14 protein-coding genes and 1 tRNA gene are annotated in these 16,558 nt (G+C 53.8%); 7 read left to right on the plus strand and 8 right to left on the minus strand.

Annotation, left to right across the window (positions count from 1 at the left end):
• Positions 1-79 precede the first annotated feature (79 nt).
• The 4 genes from ACJJI5_RS06425 to ACJJI5_RS06440 form a co-directional block, all read right to left on the minus strand.
• Positions 80-154 (minus strand) — tRNA-Gln (locus ACJJI5_RS06425).
• Between the two features lie 11 nt (positions 155-165).
• Positions 166-1,089 carry a 4-(cytidine 5'-diphospho)-2-C-methyl-D-erythritol kinase gene (gene ispE, locus ACJJI5_RS06430; protein WP_445355836.1) on the minus strand — a complete coding sequence of 308 codons (924 nt, stop codon included), beginning with the start codon at positions 1,087-1,089 and terminating at the stop codon, positions 166-168.
• 68 nt (positions 1,090-1,157) lie between these two features.
• The gene (gene lolB / locus ACJJI5_RS06435; RefSeq protein ID WP_445355837.1) at positions 1,158-1,805 is read right to left on the minus strand and encodes a lipoprotein insertase outer membrane protein LolB; all 648 of its coding nucleotides are present in this window, start codon (positions 1,803-1,805) and stop codon (positions 1,158-1,160) included.
• On the minus strand, positions 1,789-3,606 hold the full coding sequence (locus ACJJI5_RS06440) for a tetratricopeptide repeat protein (protein ID WP_445355838.1): 1,818 nt from the start codon (positions 3,604-3,606) through the stop codon (positions 1,789-1,791). Before ACJJI5_RS06440 ends, lolB begins: the two co-directional genes overlap by 17 nt.
• A gap of 237 nt (positions 3,607-3,843) precedes the next feature.
• Between ACJJI5_RS06440 and hemA the strand changes: the two genes are divergently transcribed.
• Genes hemA through ACJJI5_RS06460 form a run of 4 tightly spaced genes read left to right on the plus strand, consistent with a single transcriptional unit; the run spans position 3,844 to position 8,020 of the window.
• Positions 3,844-5,121: a glutamyl-tRNA reductase gene (hemA, locus tag ACJJI5_RS06445; protein ID WP_444896326.1), complete on the plus strand. Its 1,278-nt coding sequence runs from the start codon at positions 3,844-3,846 to the stop codon at positions 5,119-5,121.
• The gene (gene prfA, locus ACJJI5_RS06450) at positions 5,118-6,200 is read left to right on the plus strand and encodes a peptide chain release factor 1 (protein WP_444918029.1); all 1,083 of its coding nucleotides are present in this window, start codon (positions 5,118-5,120) and stop codon (positions 6,198-6,200) included. Before hemA ends, prfA begins: the two co-directional genes overlap by 4 nt.
• 50 nt (positions 6,201-6,250) lie before the next feature.
• Positions 6,251-7,078: a peptide chain release factor N(5)-glutamine methyltransferase gene (gene prmC / locus ACJJI5_RS06455; protein WP_445355839.1), complete on the plus strand. Its 828-nt coding sequence runs from the start codon at positions 6,251-6,253 to the stop codon at positions 7,076-7,078.
• 42 nt (positions 7,079-7,120) lie between these two features.
• Positions 7,121-8,020, plus strand: coding sequence for a cation diffusion facilitator family transporter (locus ACJJI5_RS06460; protein ID WP_444892994.1), 900 nt, complete (start codon positions 7,121-7,123; stop codon positions 8,018-8,020).
• A gap of 11 nt (positions 8,021-8,031) precedes the next feature.
• Here the strand turns inward: ACJJI5_RS06460 and ACJJI5_RS06465 are convergent, their stop codons facing one another.
• The 3 genes from ACJJI5_RS06465 to ACJJI5_RS06475 form a co-directional block, all read right to left on the minus strand.
• Positions 8,032-9,498 (minus strand): succinylglutamate desuccinylase/aspartoacylase family protein, encoded by a 1,467-nt coding sequence (locus tag ACJJI5_RS06465; RefSeq protein WP_444933987.1) that lies wholly within the window; start codon positions 9,496-9,498, stop codon positions 8,032-8,034.
• Between the two features lie 121 nt (positions 9,499-9,619).
• The gene (locus ACJJI5_RS06470) at positions 9,620-11,050 is read right to left on the minus strand and encodes an MATE family efflux transporter (RefSeq protein WP_444933986.1); all 1,431 of its coding nucleotides are present in this window, start codon (positions 11,048-11,050) and stop codon (positions 9,620-9,622) included.
• Between the two features lie 172 nt (positions 11,051-11,222).
• Entirely contained in the window at positions 11,223-11,936 is a 714-nt protein-coding gene (locus tag ACJJI5_RS06475; RefSeq protein WP_445355840.1) for an alpha/beta fold hydrolase, read from the minus strand.
• A 132-nt stretch (positions 11,937-12,068) separates the two neighbouring features.
• Here ACJJI5_RS06475 and ACJJI5_RS06480 point away from each other — a divergent pair, with 132 nt between their 5' ends.
• The 3 genes from ACJJI5_RS06480 (at position 12,069) to ACJJI5_RS06490 (ending at position 15,658) form a co-directional block, all read left to right on the plus strand.
• Positions 12,069-12,698 carry an HvfX family Cu-binding RiPP maturation protein gene (locus tag ACJJI5_RS06480; RefSeq protein ID WP_445355841.1) on the plus strand — a complete coding sequence of 210 codons (630 nt, stop codon included), beginning with the start codon at positions 12,069-12,071 and terminating at the stop codon, positions 12,696-12,698.
• A gap of 47 nt (positions 12,699-12,745) precedes the next feature.
• A complete protein-coding gene (gene rhlB, locus ACJJI5_RS06485) occupies positions 12,746-14,257 on the plus strand; it encodes an ATP-dependent RNA helicase RhlB (RefSeq protein ID WP_445355842.1) in 1,512 nt (503 codons plus the stop codon).
• 252 nt (positions 14,258-14,509) lie between these two features.
• Positions 14,510-15,658, plus strand: coding sequence for a hypothetical protein (locus tag ACJJI5_RS06490; protein ID WP_413663062.1), 1,149 nt, complete (start codon positions 14,510-14,512; stop codon positions 15,656-15,658).
• Positions 15,659-15,711: 53 nt separating this feature from the next.
• Here the strand turns inward: ACJJI5_RS06490 and cysZ are convergent, their stop codons facing one another.
• Positions 15,712-16,542 (minus strand): sulfate transporter CysZ, encoded by an 831-nt coding sequence (gene cysZ / locus ACJJI5_RS06495; protein ID WP_413663061.1) that lies wholly within the window; start codon positions 16,540-16,542, stop codon positions 15,712-15,714.
• Between the last annotated feature and the right edge of the window lie 16 nt (positions 16,543-16,558).

Below are 16,558 nucleotides of genomic sequence, written 5' to 3' on the forward strand. Positions count from 1 at the left end.
TGGCCTGGGCCGGCTGGATCAGCGTAGACTGAATCATGTCGGAACCGGTTTTTGACTGTGCCATTGCATATAAAGAAAGTGGCTGGGGCGGAAGGATTCGAACCTTCGCATGACGGGATCAAAACCCGCTGCCTTACCGCTTGGCTACGCCCCAGTAATGTTTCCTCAAAAATCTGAGGAGATTTTCGCTAGCGCTTGATGTGTCGGTGAAACCAATACACCCGCTGCTGTAAAACCCTGCCACGCTTCAGGCAGTTTGGCGTGTGCCTCAATGGCTGCCTCTGCCGTAGGGAATGCCGCAAAAATGCAGCCCCCGGTGCCGGTGAGTTGTGCTGGAGCAAATTGCTCGAGCCATTCTCTGGCATCGCGTATTTCAGGGTAGAGCTTTTCAACTAATGGCTGGCAGTCATTGCCGGAAAATGTTTCCAGTTTTTCGCTGCCGAGTCGCATCTCGTTGGCCCGCTCCTCGCGAAGGGCCGCTAATGTAATTGCGACTGAATCTCTTGTCAAACGTGAATCGCGAAAAATTTTTGCAGTGCTCACTTCGCAACCGGTTGAGACAACCAGATAGTGGTGTTGCTCGGTGGTTATTGGGGTTAATTTTTCACCAACCCCTTCCGCCCAAGCGGTGCGTCCGCGCACAAAAACTGGAACATCGGCGCCTAATTGTCGTCCCAGCTCTGCCAGTTTATCGATCGATAAATTGCACTGCCATAAGTGGTTGAGCCCGAGCAAAGTGGTGGCGGCATCGCTACTGCCTCCACCGATGCCGCCGCCGTGAGGCAACTTTTTTATCAACCGGATAGAGGCGCCGAGAGAATTTTGTCGGTCCGGCTCAGTTTGTTTGCGCAGTAATTGGGCTGCGCGATAAACCAGGTTGTCTTCTTCAGCTACATCCAGCTGGCCGGCATCGACACTGATAATGCCATCGCTGCGCTCACTGAATTCCAATAAGTCGCCGAAATCGAGCAGTTGGAACAGGGTTTGTAACTCGTGATAGCCATCCGGGCGACGGCCGAGAATGCGCAGAATCAGGTTGAGTTTTGCTGGGGCGGGCAGGGTTAGCAGCATGAGGCAAAAAGGGGTCAATCAATTACAAGATCGCCATAATACCTGCATGCTGCGCTTTGGGCATTGATAGAGTTATGCAAAACCCCCTACAAACCCCAGTCTTTAATCACCAGGGTGACGGATACCGGGCCAGTGGGACTGTTGGTTTGTGCTTTGATCCGTGTTGGCAGCATAAAGGGGCCTTCGCTGCGATATTCACTAAAACCCAAGGCCCAGCCGGATTGTCGCAAGCTTTGCAGCTGGCCCTGGGCGTTGCGCTGCTCACCACTCTTGGCGCCGGGCGCAGGAAGACCGCGCACCCAGTAGAACATCTCGCGGGCGGGCAGAGGCCAGCCCAGTGCTTCCTGGGTTAGCTGTGCCGGGTTGCGCGCATAAATTGGCGGCTCGCTACCGCGCACCAAACTGACTCCACCGGCTGAGCCGGTGATGACGGTAGTGCCCGCTCCGAGCGGACCGCTGAGATGCAGGCGAAAATTCTCCGCGCCGCCCTGAAGCCAAGCCAGGTTAGCGCTGCCGTTTTCTTTGGGGGAGCGAACACCCAGCTTGCCCTTGAGATTCCACTGGGTAAATTCAGCGACTGTTTGCGGTGCCGAATTTTGATTTTCAGTGGGGGAACCTGGCTCCGGTTCTTGTTTGGTTTTTTGTCCGGCACAGGCGGAAATCATTATTGCCAGACATGCCAGCCATAATAGATAGAATCTTCGCGCGGTTGTCTTGTCAGCTATCTGATGCATGTTGTTCCAGTGACTCTTCGATTTGTAGGCGCTTCATGGCAGCCGGAATAATTTTGCTGTGGGGATTCAGCAGAAGACCTTTTCTCCACATTTTCATGGCGGCTTCTCTGTTTCCCTGAACCCAGAGTACTTCACCGAGGTGTGCGGCAATTTCGTGGTCGGGCAACTTTTCCATCGCCTGCCGCAGATACTTTTCCGCAGCTTCGTGATTGCCGAGACGGTACTCTATCCACCCCATGCTGTCGATTATTGCCGGATCCTCAGGCTCGAGTTCCAAAGCGCGGCTGATCAACTGGTAGGCTTCTGCGTGCCGGGATTTATCTTCAATCAGTTTATAGCCGAGTGCGTTGAGAACTGTGGCGTTATCGGGATTTCTTTCCAGCAGGTTTCTCAAGTCCTTTTCGAATTGTTGTGCGTTGCCGAGTTGGTCATGCAACAGCGCGCGGGTGTACATCAAGCGACCGCTGGTGCTGTTGGTTTGTAATGCCTCGTCTACTCGCTGCAAAGCCATTCCGGCTTCACCACTTTTGCGAAGTAATTCGACCTCCATCAGGTAAAAATGTTCTTCCTGGGTGGGGTGTTTTTTTCTCAGTTCAGCAAACCACTGCCGGTTAGTGCTGTACTGTCCGAGGCTCGCCAGCAATTCCGTACCGCGAGTAATGGCTTCTACGTAATCACTGCCGGGCCCCACTTCGCGGAAATATTTAATTGCATGGGAAAAATCTCCAGATTTTTCTGCAATGTTGCCCAGGTAAAAATAGGCAGCGGATTCGTGTTGCTGTAATTCAAGTAGTTGGGTGAAGAGGACTTTGGCCTCTTCAGTTTGTTCGGTCTCGTACTGAATTAGGGCCAGCGACAAAATCAGGTTGCCATCTTCCGGGCGCTGCTTAACCAGTTCGGCAAACTGCTTGCGAGCCAGGGCCAGGTCCTCTCGAATCAGCAGGCGGGCGTATTGAAGGCGCAGGCGGCTCTCGGAGGGATGGATACCGACGAGCCGTTCGAGTAGGGATATGGCTTCTTTGCGCTTGCCCTGATCAACCAACAGGTGACTTTCTAGCAGTGGTGCATCCAGTTGGTCGGGATGGTGCTCCTGAACGCGGCGCACCAGGGATAAAGCGCGGGCGAATTCCCTTTCGGTGCGCAGTACCATGGCATAGGCGAGCACGACCTCGTCATCGAGGGGGTAGACTTTTGCCAGCCGGGCAAACTCCCGCTTGGCTTGATCTGTGAGTTGCTCGTGCCCAATAGCGGTTGCTGCGAGAGATTGCATGGGCGGGTTGCCGCCGAGTTCCAGGGTTTTACTGGCGTGAATCAGAGCTGTGTGTAAGTCGCCGGAAAGAGTCAGCTCGGCTGTGAGGGCCAACTGCGCATCGGCATTTTGTGGCTCAAGCTCTACCCATAGCCGGGCTGAATCCAAGGCGGCCTGGCGGGCATTTAAAAAGCGGGCAATGCGTGTAGCGCGGGCGGCAACCCCGGGATCTTTGGTGACCTCCGCCTGGTGGTAGTAATTGGCCAGTGCGACATCGTACTGTTCGCGGATACCGGCGACTTCGGCCACCAGAAGGGTGTAAAAGGTATCAATAGGGAAAGTTTTAGCTTCCGGCCCACCTGACTCAGTGGTTTCCTTACCCTTAAGGTTGCTCGGCTCCAGTGCTGTGCTCGCGATCTCTGCAGAGGGAGCCGCCGGCGTCTGGTGCTGGGTGCAAGAAACAAGCATTACGGATGCTACAAGGAAAGCGGCAAGCTTGAGCAAGTGGCTGGAAATTCGGGCTGGAAGCTGATGTGCGCGAGGTGGGAGCATAGATCGTGTCCATACGTTACGTTGTCGCTGAAAGCTGGGTATTACTGGCGTGTTTTAAACGATTATCGCCATATAATTCTAGTCGTGAATCGGGTTTGGAGCGGTAGTGGGCAGGGGCTCTTGCCAAATCGGCGGGCAATTTTACTGCCTCTTACGCTTGCAAGGGAGACGGCTGCCTATGAAAATGCGCTCCCAGTGCGGTTTCCGCCTTTTAAGATTTAATGCTAACGGAAGTCTATGCCAATTCTTACCCTGGGTATCAACCACGATAGCGCGTCGGTCGAAGTGCGCGAGCGGGTGGCCTTTGCCCCCGAGGTGATGCCCGGCGCACTGGGAGATGCGCGAAAAGCACTGGGGTGCCGCGAGCTGGCCATCCTGTCTACCTGCAATCGCACCGAAATATACGGAAATGTGGAGTCAGAAGCCCTGTTGCAATGGCTATCTGAATACCACCAAGTGCCCCTGGAGCAGCTCAAGGGCTGTGCCTATGTGTACAGCGATGAAGAAGCGGTACGCCATATGATGCGCGTTGCCTGTGGTCTCGATTCCCTGGTGTTGGGTGAGCCGCAGATCCTCGGCCAGATTAAGTCCGCCTATGCGGTGGCGCGGGAATCCGGCAGTGTGGGCAGTGAACTGCACCGGGTTTTCCAGCGGGTGTTTACCGTCGCCAAGAAGGTTCGCACCGAAACTGCAATCGGTGAAAACCCGGTTTCTGTTGCCTACGCCGCTGTTTCTCTGGCTTCGCGTATCTTCACCGACCTGAAAAAGCAGACTGCCCTGTTGATCGGTGCGGGAGAGACCGTGGAGCTGGTTGCCCGACATTTGCTCGATCAGGGAATCAAGCAGGTCATTGTTGCCAACCGCACATTGAGCCGGGCCCAGTTGCTCGCAGAGAGCTTTGGTGCCGAGGCAATCCTGCTTGCGGATATCCCCGAGCATCTGGCGCGCGCGGATATCGTTATCAGTTCCACCGCGAGCCAGCTGCCGATCCTGGGTAAGGGAGCGGTCGAATCGGCGCTGCGCAAGCGTCGGCACAGCCCCATGTTTATGGTGGATATTGCGGTACCCCGTGATATCGAATCGGAAGTTGGCGAGCTGGATGATGTTTATCTGTATACAGTGGACGATTTGCGCGGGGTTATTGATGAGGGCAAGCGCTCCCGAGAGAAAGCGGCGGAGGCCGCTCAGGAAATAGTAAATGCTGCCGCGGCTGAATTTACCAAAGAGAGCCGCTCTTTGGAGGCTGTGGATAGTATTCGCAGCTACCGGCAGCGAGCCCAGGAAGTGAGCACTTCCGAACTTGAACGGGTACTTTTGCAGCTGGAAAAAGGCGAGGACCCTCGTCGACTGATGGAGCAGCTCGCTCGCTCTCTCACTAATAAATTAATTCATGCACCCACCGTCAGTCTGAAAAAAGCCACGGCGGAGGGTGATGTTGAGCGTTTGCGTATCGCTCGCGAGGTCGTTGGGTTGGATGATCTCACCGATATCGATTTAGAGAAAAAGCATCAATGAAAGAATCGTTACTGAATAAACTGGAAACCTTGCTTGAGCGCCACGAGGAAGTATCTGCGCTGTTGGGCGATGCCGACGTAATTGCTGATCAGGATCAATTCCGCGATCTTTCCCGCGAGTATTCTGAGCTGGAAGAAGTGGTGAAATGCTACGGCGCTTACAAACAGTTGCAGGAAGATATGGTCGCGGCTCGGGAGATGCTGGGGGAAGATGACCCGGAAATGCGCGAAATGGCTCAGGAAGAGCTGCGCGAGGCTGAAGGTCAAGTGGAGCCGCTAGAGCGAGAGCTACAGACTTTGCTGTTGCCGCGCGACCCCAATGACAGAAAAAATGTTTTCCTGGAAATTCGCGCAGGAACCGGTGGTGATGAAGCGGCTATTTTCTCCGGCGATCTGTTTCGCATGTACTCTCGCTATGCGGAGAAGCAGGGATGGCGAATAGAAATTGTCAGCGAAAATTTCGGTGAGCACGGCGGCTACAAGGAGATTATCACTCGCGTCGCCGGTGAAGATGTCTACGCAAAATTAAAATTTGAGTCCGGTGCGCACCGGGTACAAAGGGTTCCTGAAACAGAATCCCAGGGTCGTATTCACACTTCGGCTTGTACGGTCGCGGTGATGCCGGAGCCGGATGAGCGCGATGCGATTGAAATTAATAAAGCGGATTTGCGTGTGGATACTTACCGTGCATCCGGTGCCGGTGGTCAGCACGTTAACAAAACCGATTCCGCTGTGCGCTTAACCCATATTCCCACGGGGATTGTGGTGGAGTGTCAGGATGAGCGCTCCCAGCACAAGAACAAAGCCAAGGCGATGGCACTGTTGCAAGCGAAGCTCAATACTGCGCAGGAAACGGCGGCGGCCCAGGAAATTTCCGATGCCCGCCGCAGCCTGGTGGGCAGCGGTGATCGCTCTGAGCGAATCCGTACCTACAACTATCCCCAGGGTCGGGTTACCGATCACCGTATCGGCCTCACCCTCTACAAACTCGATGAGATTATGCAGGGGGCTCTGGGGGAGGTGATCGGGCCATTGCGCACGGAATACCAGGCCGACCAGCTGGCGGCCCTGGCCCAATAAATCCAGATTTTTTACGCCGCCTCGAGCGGCGTTTTTATAGGTTTTTCTCCATGACCAGCGTCAAGGAAAATATCGCACGCTGCGCCCAATTAACCGATAGCGACAGCGCGCGCCTGGATGCAGAGCTTCTGCTCGGCAGTGTGTTGGGGCGCGAGCGCACCTGGCTCTATACCTGGCCGGAATACGAATTGAATGAAGCTGAGCAAGTGCGCTATGAGCAGTTGCTCGAGCGCCGGCAAGCGGGAGAGCCGGTGGCACACCTTATCGGTGAGCGCGAATTTTGGTCCCTGTCGCTAAAGGTGGATTCCTCCACCCTGATCCCCCGCCCGGACACTGAATTGTTGGTGGAGACCGCGCTGGAGTTTTTTCCCCAGGGTAGGTTGCGAGCACTGGACCTGGGCACTGGCACTGGTGCTATCGCACTGGCTCTGGCATCGGAGCGACCGGGATGGGAAATTATTGCAGCGGAGAAATCACCCGCTGCGGTAGCACTGGCAGAGGAAAACCGGCGCTCCCTCAAGCTGCAAAATGTGCAAGTTATCCAGAGCGATTGGTTTTCCAGTTTGGAGCCACAGCTGTTTTCCCTGATCGTCAGCAACCCTCCCTATATCGATGCATCTGACCCGCACTTGGTGCAGGGCGATGTGCGCTTTGAGCCCCGCACTGCGTTGGTGGCAGAGCGACAGGGTTTGGCAGATATTGAACATATCGCTACAACCGCTGGTGATTATCTGGAAAACGGTGGCTGGCTAATGGTGGAGCACGGTTGGCAGCAAGCCGAGAGTGTGCGGGATATTTTTTCTGTGGCGGGATTGAATAAAGTTTCAAGTCGCAGGGATTATTCCGGTTGGGAGCGAATTACCTTAGGGCAAAAATAGTGATACCTGCGGAGCTGCCACAGGGATTTGAGGAGGGAGCCTATGCATGATCATGTCCACCACCGAACTGGCAATGGGGCTTTGCGCCCATTAATTATTGCACTGGTTCTCACTCTCAGTTTTTCCATAGTTGAAGCCATAGGTGGTTGGCTATCTGGCTCCCTGGCATTGCTCGGCGATGCCGCCCATATGCTGACCGATACTTTTGCCCTGGCACTGGGGGCTATTGCCGCAGTACTGGCGAAAAAACCCGCTGATCGGGAATTGTCGTTTGGCTGGGGGCGAGCGGAGGTCTTAGCTGCGGTAACCAACGGCCTGATTATGCTACTGATCGTGGTCGGTATTTCTTTTATGGCCATTGATAGGTTGCGTAATCCCCAGCCGGTGCACGGCAGTACGGTGATGTTGATTGCGGCCATGGGGTTGCTGATTAATATTCTGGCGGCCTGGGTTTTATTAAAAGGCGAGCGCACGCTCAATATTCGCGGTGCGCTTTTGCATGTGATGGGCGATATGCTGGGCTCTGTCGCGGCACTGGCTTCCGGAGCTGTGATTTATTTTACCGGTTGGGTACCCATCGACCCCCTGCTGTCACTGCTTATTTGCCTGTTAATCCTGGTTTCCTGCGTGCGACTGCTCAGGGATGCGATCGATGTATTGATGGAGCGGGTACCCAGGGAATTGAGCCTTCCGGTTGTGGGTGAGACACTGGCGGCGGTAACCGGGGTACGCTCAGTGCACGATCTCCATATTTGGCGCTTGGATTCCAGCACTATTTCCCTGTCGGCCCATATTGTGGTGGATGACTTGCAGGCTTGGCCCAGCGTACTGGAGCGCCTGCGGGAAACCCTGGTCAAGCGCTTCGATATCGACCATATCACCCTTCAACCGGAACCTTTGGCAATGCCCGAAGTGACGGTGATCGATAAAGTCAGTGATTAATAGGTGAGGATTTATTCCTCACCTTCTGTCGGCGGCTGGCGGTTTTCTGGGGTGGCTGGTACTTTGCTCTCTGATTTGTCAGCGACCGATTCTTCCGCTACTACTTCCTGGGGCTGGCTGATTTGTTCCTGGGGAGCCTGGATACCGATATGGTAGGCGGCAAATCCCGGTTGCACGACCTGGTTTAATGCCATGCCGAGAATACGGCCGTTGTGCTCAGAGCGAATTTCTGTGCGCACATTGGTAATAGGATTGGTTACCGTTCCCAGTAAATCGCCTTTACGCACAAACTCACCGAGCTGTACCTCACTAAAGATAACCCCGCCGGTCGATGTCCGCTGCCAGGTGGAGGTGTAGTAAACCGGTTCGGGATCGCCCCAGAGGCGGAATTTACTCACCATACCCAGTTGGTTCAGCAGAGTGCGTATACCTTTCACACTGTGACTTACCGATAGCTCATCCAGCACCATGGGTGCTCCGGCTTCCAGAGTGACGGTGGGGATACCAGCCTCCACAGCGGCGCGGCGCAGGGTACCCTTGGCTCCGGCGCTGTGCAGTACCACAGTGGAGCCAAAACCCTGGGTCATTTTCACTACCTTGGGATTGGTTAAGTCGCCGCGCAACTGTGGCAAGTTGGTGCGATAAAAAGAACCCGTATGCAAGTCCACCACGGCGTTACAGTGGCTGATCACTTCGTGGAAAAATGAATTGGCAATTCGCGAAGCCGAAGAGCCATTGGGATCGCCGGGGAAGTGCCGGTTCAGGTCGCGTCGATCAGTCAGGTAGCGGGAGCCTCGATGGAAGCCTTGCAGATTGACGATGGGTACGCCAATTACCGCACCGCTTAAATGGTCTGCGTCCAGGTCGTACATAACCCGCCGCACAGTTTCCACACCGTTCAACTCATCACCGTGCACCGCCGCAGTAAGGCAGAGAACCGGCCCTGGCTTGGCGCCGTTAACCACCAATACAGCGGTGGGGCTATAGACCCCTTCGAAGTGTTGGCTGGGAGACCAGGCCAGGCGCGTAGAAGTCGCAGGGGGAACCTCTGAGCCTAATAATCGCAGAGGCTTGGCAGTCTCTCCCGGAACCAGGGAGATGGTGCCGGGCTCCGGTAATTCGGGTTGAGGTTTAACTGTTTCGGTTTCTTTATCGGCAGTGGGAGCAGTCTCGGTGGGAGCTGCCGGTTTATCCAGTTCCTGAATAGGTTGGTCCAGCTCCAGATTTTCCGCTTGGGGCAGGGAGATTTCTTCAGAACCAGCATCTGTCGACTGGGATTGCTCCTCAGTAGGGGCAACGTTGGTGGGTGGCCCCAGCTCTGTGATCACCGGTTGGTCCAGCTGCATATTGGCAGCCTGGGGGACCGCTTCTGTCTCTTCTCCAGTGCTGTCATCGGCGCTCAGGGCCTGGGTGGATGAAAGCAGTAAAGCCAGGCTTAGCAGGTGTCGGGTCCTTCGGGAGGATTGGCGCGGGATCATTCGGCACTCCGGTCAACTTCGTATATCTGGGTGTGCCGGAGAGCCTTGTGTCCGGCACAGATTGGGACTTTGGAGCGCCAGTATAGTCAATACGTTCCCGAGGAATGTGATACGCGCCGAATTACGCGTATCCGTAGGTTCGCTCGATGGCTTTGCGGCTGGTTCGCCAAAAGCGAATTCCCAGCAGGATTGAAGCCGTTCCCAAGCCGATACAGACACCGGTCCAATAACCGTATACCCCCCAGAAGCTCTCTCCCAGCCAGTAGGCGGTAGAAAGCCCCACCAGCCAGTAGGAAAATAGCTGTATAAACATGGGAGCACTGGTGTCCTTATATCCGCGCAATGCGCCCCAGGTCATTGCCTGGGTGACATCCACCAGCTGGAATGCGGCACACAGCAATAGCAGGTTGGCGGCCACCGCAATAATTTCTTCATTGCTGGTATAGGCCTGAACAAACAGGGTACGCAGGGTAATCAAAAGTACACCGGTGCCCAGTGCGTAGATAAGGCCGCTACTGATGCCCACTTTGCCACAGAAGCGCGCGCGCTTTGGCCGTCCCTGACCGAGTAGTTGGGCGGTGCGGATACTCAGGGCCTGGGCCAGTGCCAGTGCGACCAAGTAAAAAATCGAGCCCACATTCATGCTGATCTGATGGGCGGCGACAATGGCTGCGCCATAAGGGGCAAGCAAAATGGTAAGACTGGCAAAAAAAGTAACTTCACTGGCTGCCCCCACACAAATTGGCAGGCCAACTGCGAGCAAGTGGCGCAGGGTTGGCCAGTGAGGGCGAGGCGGCAACAGCCTAAGTTTAAGCTTGTGGTAGACCGGATCGGTGTTCGCGTGCCAGAAGAGTGCCAGTGCGATCAGGCAGCTGACCGCTGCGGTAGCCCATCCGCATCCCGCTCCCCCCATTGCCGGTATGGGGCCGGCACCAAACACCAAAAGAATATCCAGGGGAATATTTAAAATTGCGGCGGTGATATAGATGCGCATTACCGGGCGCACTTGTCCCATGCCCTCACAGTAGCCGCGCAACGCCGTGCCGAGTGCAAAAGGCAGGGTGCCGACAGTCAGGGCCAGTACATAGCCCTCCATCACTTTGCGAACAGGCTCTTCCGTGTCTATCCAGTGACTCCAGATAGGAACCGCTAGCAGGGCGGAAAACACCAGAATGCCACCGATCAGTGCGATCCACAGCGCCTGGTGCAGTTGCCTGGCGCAGCCAGCTTCATCGCGGCCACCGCGCAAGTGTGCAACAACCGGGGAGATAGCAGCGAGCAGGCCGATTAGTGTCACTGCGCAAACAGCCCAAATACTGGCTCCCAAGGCGAGCCCGGCGAGACTTACTTCTCCAGCGCGTCCTGCTACCAGAGTATCGACAACTCCCATGCTCACCACAGCCAGGTTACTGACTACCAGGGGGCCTCCCAAGGTGGTTAGGTGCGACAGTTCGGTTTTAGTGGCATTTCGGTAAAGCTTGAACAAAGAAAAACCTGAGCTCTTGTTACTGGTCTCGATAGAGGGTTCTGGGGTCTGGGCTAATTTTGACAAAAAATTAATCCTGCGGGGGATTGTTAACAGGCCCTGGCCTTCGCAAATACAGCTGAAAACGGGCGGTGGGCCAAAATTCGTAGAGGCTTTCAGTCTGCCGGGGGAAGGCAGGGCGGTACTGCAAAAAGGTCCGACATTCTACGGTACAAACGGCGCCTGCGCCCAGTGCTGATTACGGACTTTCCTCAAGTAGTTTGGCCACAATTTCTGCCTTATTAATAATGCAGTCGTGGTTTATTGCTGCCTCCCGATAAACCCACCCGCTTATCCGCTTTGCTTTGCGGCTACTGTAGATGGCTGGCGGGTACTCGGGTTGGGTACAGTGAATAAAAGTGCATGGAGGGCCCTGTTCTGGGGGGCGTTGCAAATGGATCGGGTCCAGTAGTGTTTTGATGGGATGTGGGGTCATACGGCGGTTTAGCCAGCGAATATCATCGGGGTGGGTTATCCCCAGGTCTTCTGGTGGCGGCGGCATAATGCACAGAGTGCCGTCAATATTCTGCGCTTGTTTTAGTCGCTGCTCCTCTATACCGCTGGGAAGTTGGCTGCTGAATGGGCGCCCTGGCTCAGGAACAGCGCCATCCAGGTAGATCAATCTGTGTACCCGTTCGGGTAGAGCGTCGGCGGCACCGGTTGCAGCCATTCCCCCAAAGCTGTGGCCCACAAGGGTGACTTGCTGCAACTCCTCCCAAAGGATTGTATTGATCAGGTCTTGGATAAAAGTATCCAGGCCAACGGAGGGTGAGAGTAGGTGTTTGCGTTCCCCCAGACCACTGTGGGTGGGGGTGAATACTCGATGCCCATTACGCTGCAGGAGGTTGGCGACCCTGCTCCAGCACCAGCCTCCATGAAATAGCCCGTGGACCAGTACGTAAGTTTTCCCCACCAGGTTGCTCTCAAGTTACTTGGGTTCTGCAAGCATAGATGTGCTTTGTGGGGCGCTGAGATAGGGCTGTGTAAGAGTTGGCGATATCACTCGACTAAAGTGAACAAAGACACTGATAAGAGAGTGAGCTAAATGAGTGGAGCTATGAATAGCCTGAGCGGTTGGTACAACTGCTTTTTACATTATGTACGCAAAATAGACTGGCTGGGGCCATTATTACTACGGATTTATTTGGCGCCAATTTTTATCCTGGCCGGTATGAATAAGATGAATAATATCGAAGATGTCGCTGCCTGGTTTGGCAATCCCGATTGGGGCTTGGGGCTTCCAGCGCCGATGTTGATGGCGTGGATAGCTGCCTTGGTGGAATTCTTTGGTGGTATCGCCATCTTGCTGGGCGTAGCGACTCGGTTGGTAGCGATTCCCCTGATGTTTGTGATGGCAGTGGCAGCATTTACGGCCCACTGGGAGAACGGTTGGTCAGCGTTACCGGATAAAACACTGAGTGTGCCCTGGGAATGGCGCAAGGACCTTATTGACGAAGCCTCGGTGCGTAAAGAGAAGATTGTCGGCTTGCTCAAGGAGCACGGCAACTATGAGTGGTTGGTGGAAACTGGAGGGGTGACCATCCTGAAAAATGGTATTGAGTTCGCTGCTACCTACTTCATTATGCTGCTAGCGCTATTTTGTAGTGGGGCAGGGCGGTTTTTCAGTGTGGATTACTGGCTGTGCCGTCACTATAGCGGGCCGAGTGCCACCTAGAGATGGTATACTCGCCGATTATTTGAACATTTGAGCGAGTATTTCACTTGATAGGAAAGTTGTTCCGCCGTTCCTCCTCCAAAGAGGATAAGGGCTCCCGCCGGGGAGAAGAAAGCTCAGGGCGCCGTAAAGAAGGGCAAGAACCTTCTGGTAAGGCTGCCAAGGGACGCACAAAGTCCGCACCGGCGGAGGGGAAGTCGCGAAAGAGCGGTGGCCGTGGCGCCCAGACAGGGCGCCAGCGCAGCAGAAAGCCGAAAGCTCCGGCAGCTGCGCCATGGTCCCTGGATGAATTCCAGGTCCCGGAACAGGAGGGCAAGGTCCGCTTCCACGACCTGGGGCTGCCCAATGAGTTGATGCACGCCATCCACGACCTGGGCTTCCAGTATTGCTCGCCTATCCAGGGTCGCTCCCTTCCCCACACCCTCAATGGTCACGACCTGGTGGGTAAGGCACAAACCGGTACCGGTAAGACAGCGGCCTTCCTGATCACAGTGATTGACGATCTGCTCAAGCACCCGTTTGAAGGTGAGCGCTATGCCGGCGAAGCCCGCTCCCTGATTATCGCTCCGACCCGTGAGCTAGTAATGCAGATTGCCGATGATGCCAAGGCACTGTGTAAACACACCGCGCTGGAAATTCATACCCTGGTGGGCGGTATGGATTATGACAAGCAGCAGAGAAACCTAAATGAGCGGCTGGTGGATATCCTGGTGGCGACGCCGGGTCGCCTGCTGGACTTTGTCAGCAATCGGGATTGCTTCCTGGATCAGGTGGAAGTCCTGGTGATCGATGAGGCGGATCGCATGTTGGACATGGGCTTTATCCCCCAAGTGCGCCGCATTGTTCGTCAGACGCCGCGTAAAACTCATCGCCAAACTATGTTCTTCTCCGCCACATTTACTCCCGAAGTGGATGATCTGGTGGAGCAGTGGACGGATGATCCGGTAGTTGTGGAGATTGAGCCGGAGAGGGTTGCCACGGATACCGTAGAGCAGCATGTCTACCTGTCCGCCAGCGAAGAAAAGTACACCTTGCTTTACAACATTGTGCAGCGGGAAGAGGTGGATAGCCTGATTGTTTTTGCCAACCGCCGCGACCAATGCCGCCGCTTGCACGAGCAGCTTCTCGCTCACGGCATTTCTGCGGGCCTGTTGTCTGGTGAAGTGGCGCAAAACAAGCGGGTTCGCACCCTTGATGACTTTAAGTCTGGTAAAACCAAGGTGCTGGTAGCTACCGATGTCGCCGGGCGTGGTATTCATATCGACGGTATCAGCCATGTGGTGAATTTCACTTTGCCTGAAGAGCCGGAGGATTATGTTCACCGCATTGGCCGAACTGGCCGGGCGGGTAAAACGGGCACTTCTATCAGTTTCGCCTGTGAAGATGATGCCATGCGCCTGGAACCTATTGAGCAGTTGCTCGGTGGTAAGCTCAAGTGCGAAGTGCCGCCAGAAGAGCTTTTGGTTGAACCGCCCAAGGTGAAAGTTCAGCGCAGTCACGGCGATCGCGATGGGCGTCGCGGTGGCTCTGGAGGCCACCGTCGTCCACGTCGGCACTGATTTTTTTTCTTATGCTGCGAGGGAGTTTGTGTCCCTTGCAGCCCCCCAATTTACCAGAGAAAGTCATTGTTAATTCTTACTTTTCAATGCTTTAACTTATTGTGGGATTTGGAATATATATAATAATTACGTTAGTGATTTTATTTCCCCCTAAATTAAAAAAGATATAGTTGATTAGAATCAAAGCTCAGCAGTTGGAGGCTAACTCTGTAGTGTTGGGCTTACAATAAAAAGTTAGTAGATACTCGAATAATGCGTACCCTCTATCTACATATAGGTTTCCATAAAACCGGCTCAAGTTCTCTTCAGTTAGCGATGAAAGAGCAGGAACAAGCTCTGAGTGAAGCCGGGTATGAGTTTTTGTCCTTGGGAAAAAAGGGTAACTCTTCGGGATGTGTGGAAGTCTCTAGCTGTACTGGTCAGCTCAGATTTCAGTTGAATACAAGACTGGATGAATTGCTCGCATCAAGTAGCGGTGAGAAAGCGATAATATCGGCAGAGCACCTCTGTTTTTTGCATCAACGTGAAAGTGTCGAATTGGTTCGGCGTACCTGTGCCAAGTATTTCGATAAAGTTAATGTGATTGTGTATTTACGCAGACAGGACTTGCAGGCGATATCCTTTAAAAAGCAAGGAGCCAGAGGAGCTGTTGCTTACCGCAGCTCTTCCAGTAAATTGTTTGGACATAGTGAAGGTGCTTTCCCAGCTTTCACTAAGGATATCGAGACTTACTATGATTATTTCTCCAAGTTAATTCTGTGGGAGTCTGTGTTCGGCAAGGCTGCTTTAAGCGTTCGCTCTTTTACCCGTGAGGCCCTTCAGGGGGGAGATATTGTCAGTGACTTTCTCGCATTGCTGGGAGGTAACATAGACATTTCAGGAAGGCGGGTCAATGAGGGGGTGGGAAGAAGGGAATTCCTATTGACTCACAAGTTATTGGAATTGGGAGTGGCTGAGTCGGAGCTGCTGAAGCTGAAACCAATGATGCTGGAAGAAAATACTCGGTTGGTACCTTCTGAAAAGGATGCCCAAAGTTTCTTTATGCACTTTAGCGATTCAAATCGCCAATTGAATGATCACTTTTTGAAGAATCAATCTGGCTTGGCATTTGATAGTGATTTTTCAGGATATCCTGAGTGGGGAAATGACCGGATTACAGCGCAGGATTTATTCAGTTGGAGCCCGCAAATCTTGGCGTCTGGAATTCAAAAACCAGAGGGTTTACGCGATGCATTACTGGCTGACAGGATTCGACAAATACGGAGCAAGAGTCTCTCGGGCGAGGTGCTTAACAGTGAGCTGGAGTACTTGGAAAAATGCTTGTCGGCTACAGCTTGTGTTTCTAAGGGTAGGCAACCTTGGTATCGCTGGCTGAAAAAGAAAAAAGCTACAGGCCGCTAATATAAAAAGCCCTCTATTCCTGAGGGCTTTTTTGGGGGGTATTTGAAGTTAGATTACTGAAGAATAGGAGTTTCAGTTCCCAGATCCCCTTCAATACGCAATCTTTCAATCCACAGAGCCGTACCGCCAGCAACTGCCGCAGGCATAATAAAGATATTTAAAATCGGCACCATTTTGGCAAGCATCACGGTCCCACCAAAGGTAAGGCTAGTGAGTTTACGGCGGCGCAGTACCGTTTTTAATTCATCGAATGGCCGCTGGTGGTTATCCAGTGGGTAGTCAACGTATTGAATAGCCATACACCAAGCGCCCCAAACTGCGGTGAGCACTGCGGGGATAATAATGGTCCAGCTGGTGATGGTGGCAATTATAAATACGATCAAACCCCAAAATATAAAGTAACCCAGCTTACGCAATTCCCGGCCCAGGGTACGCCATACCATTTGCATTATCGGCTCGGCAGGAGGAGCTTTACCGGTTAGCAGTTCCTCTACTTTCTCAGCGAGCAAACCGTTAAAGGGGGCGGCAATAATGTTGGTGATGACGCTAAATAAATAGCCGTAAGCAAGGAAAAATAGGAAAAGCACTATCAGTGCAATAATCCAGGCCAGCCAGCGAAAAACACTGGCGGTCCATGCTGCACCCTTGGCCATAATGGCTTCCCACCAGGACATATTCTCCGTATTTACCGGCGTGTGGGAAAGCAGGCTACTTATATAATCGGTAAGCCCTCCGAGCTGTGAAATCATTATGCTACTGATAATAATAAACAGCACCAGATTTATTAGTAATGGCACCAGGATAAATGGGCGTAACTCACGCCGGGTAATCAAGTGGATACCGCGCACCAATGCGTCGATACCGTGAACGGGATTTGAAGTCATACTCTCACCTTTCGCT

This window comes from Microbulbifer maximicatervae (SeqCode), from assembly GCF_052467955.1.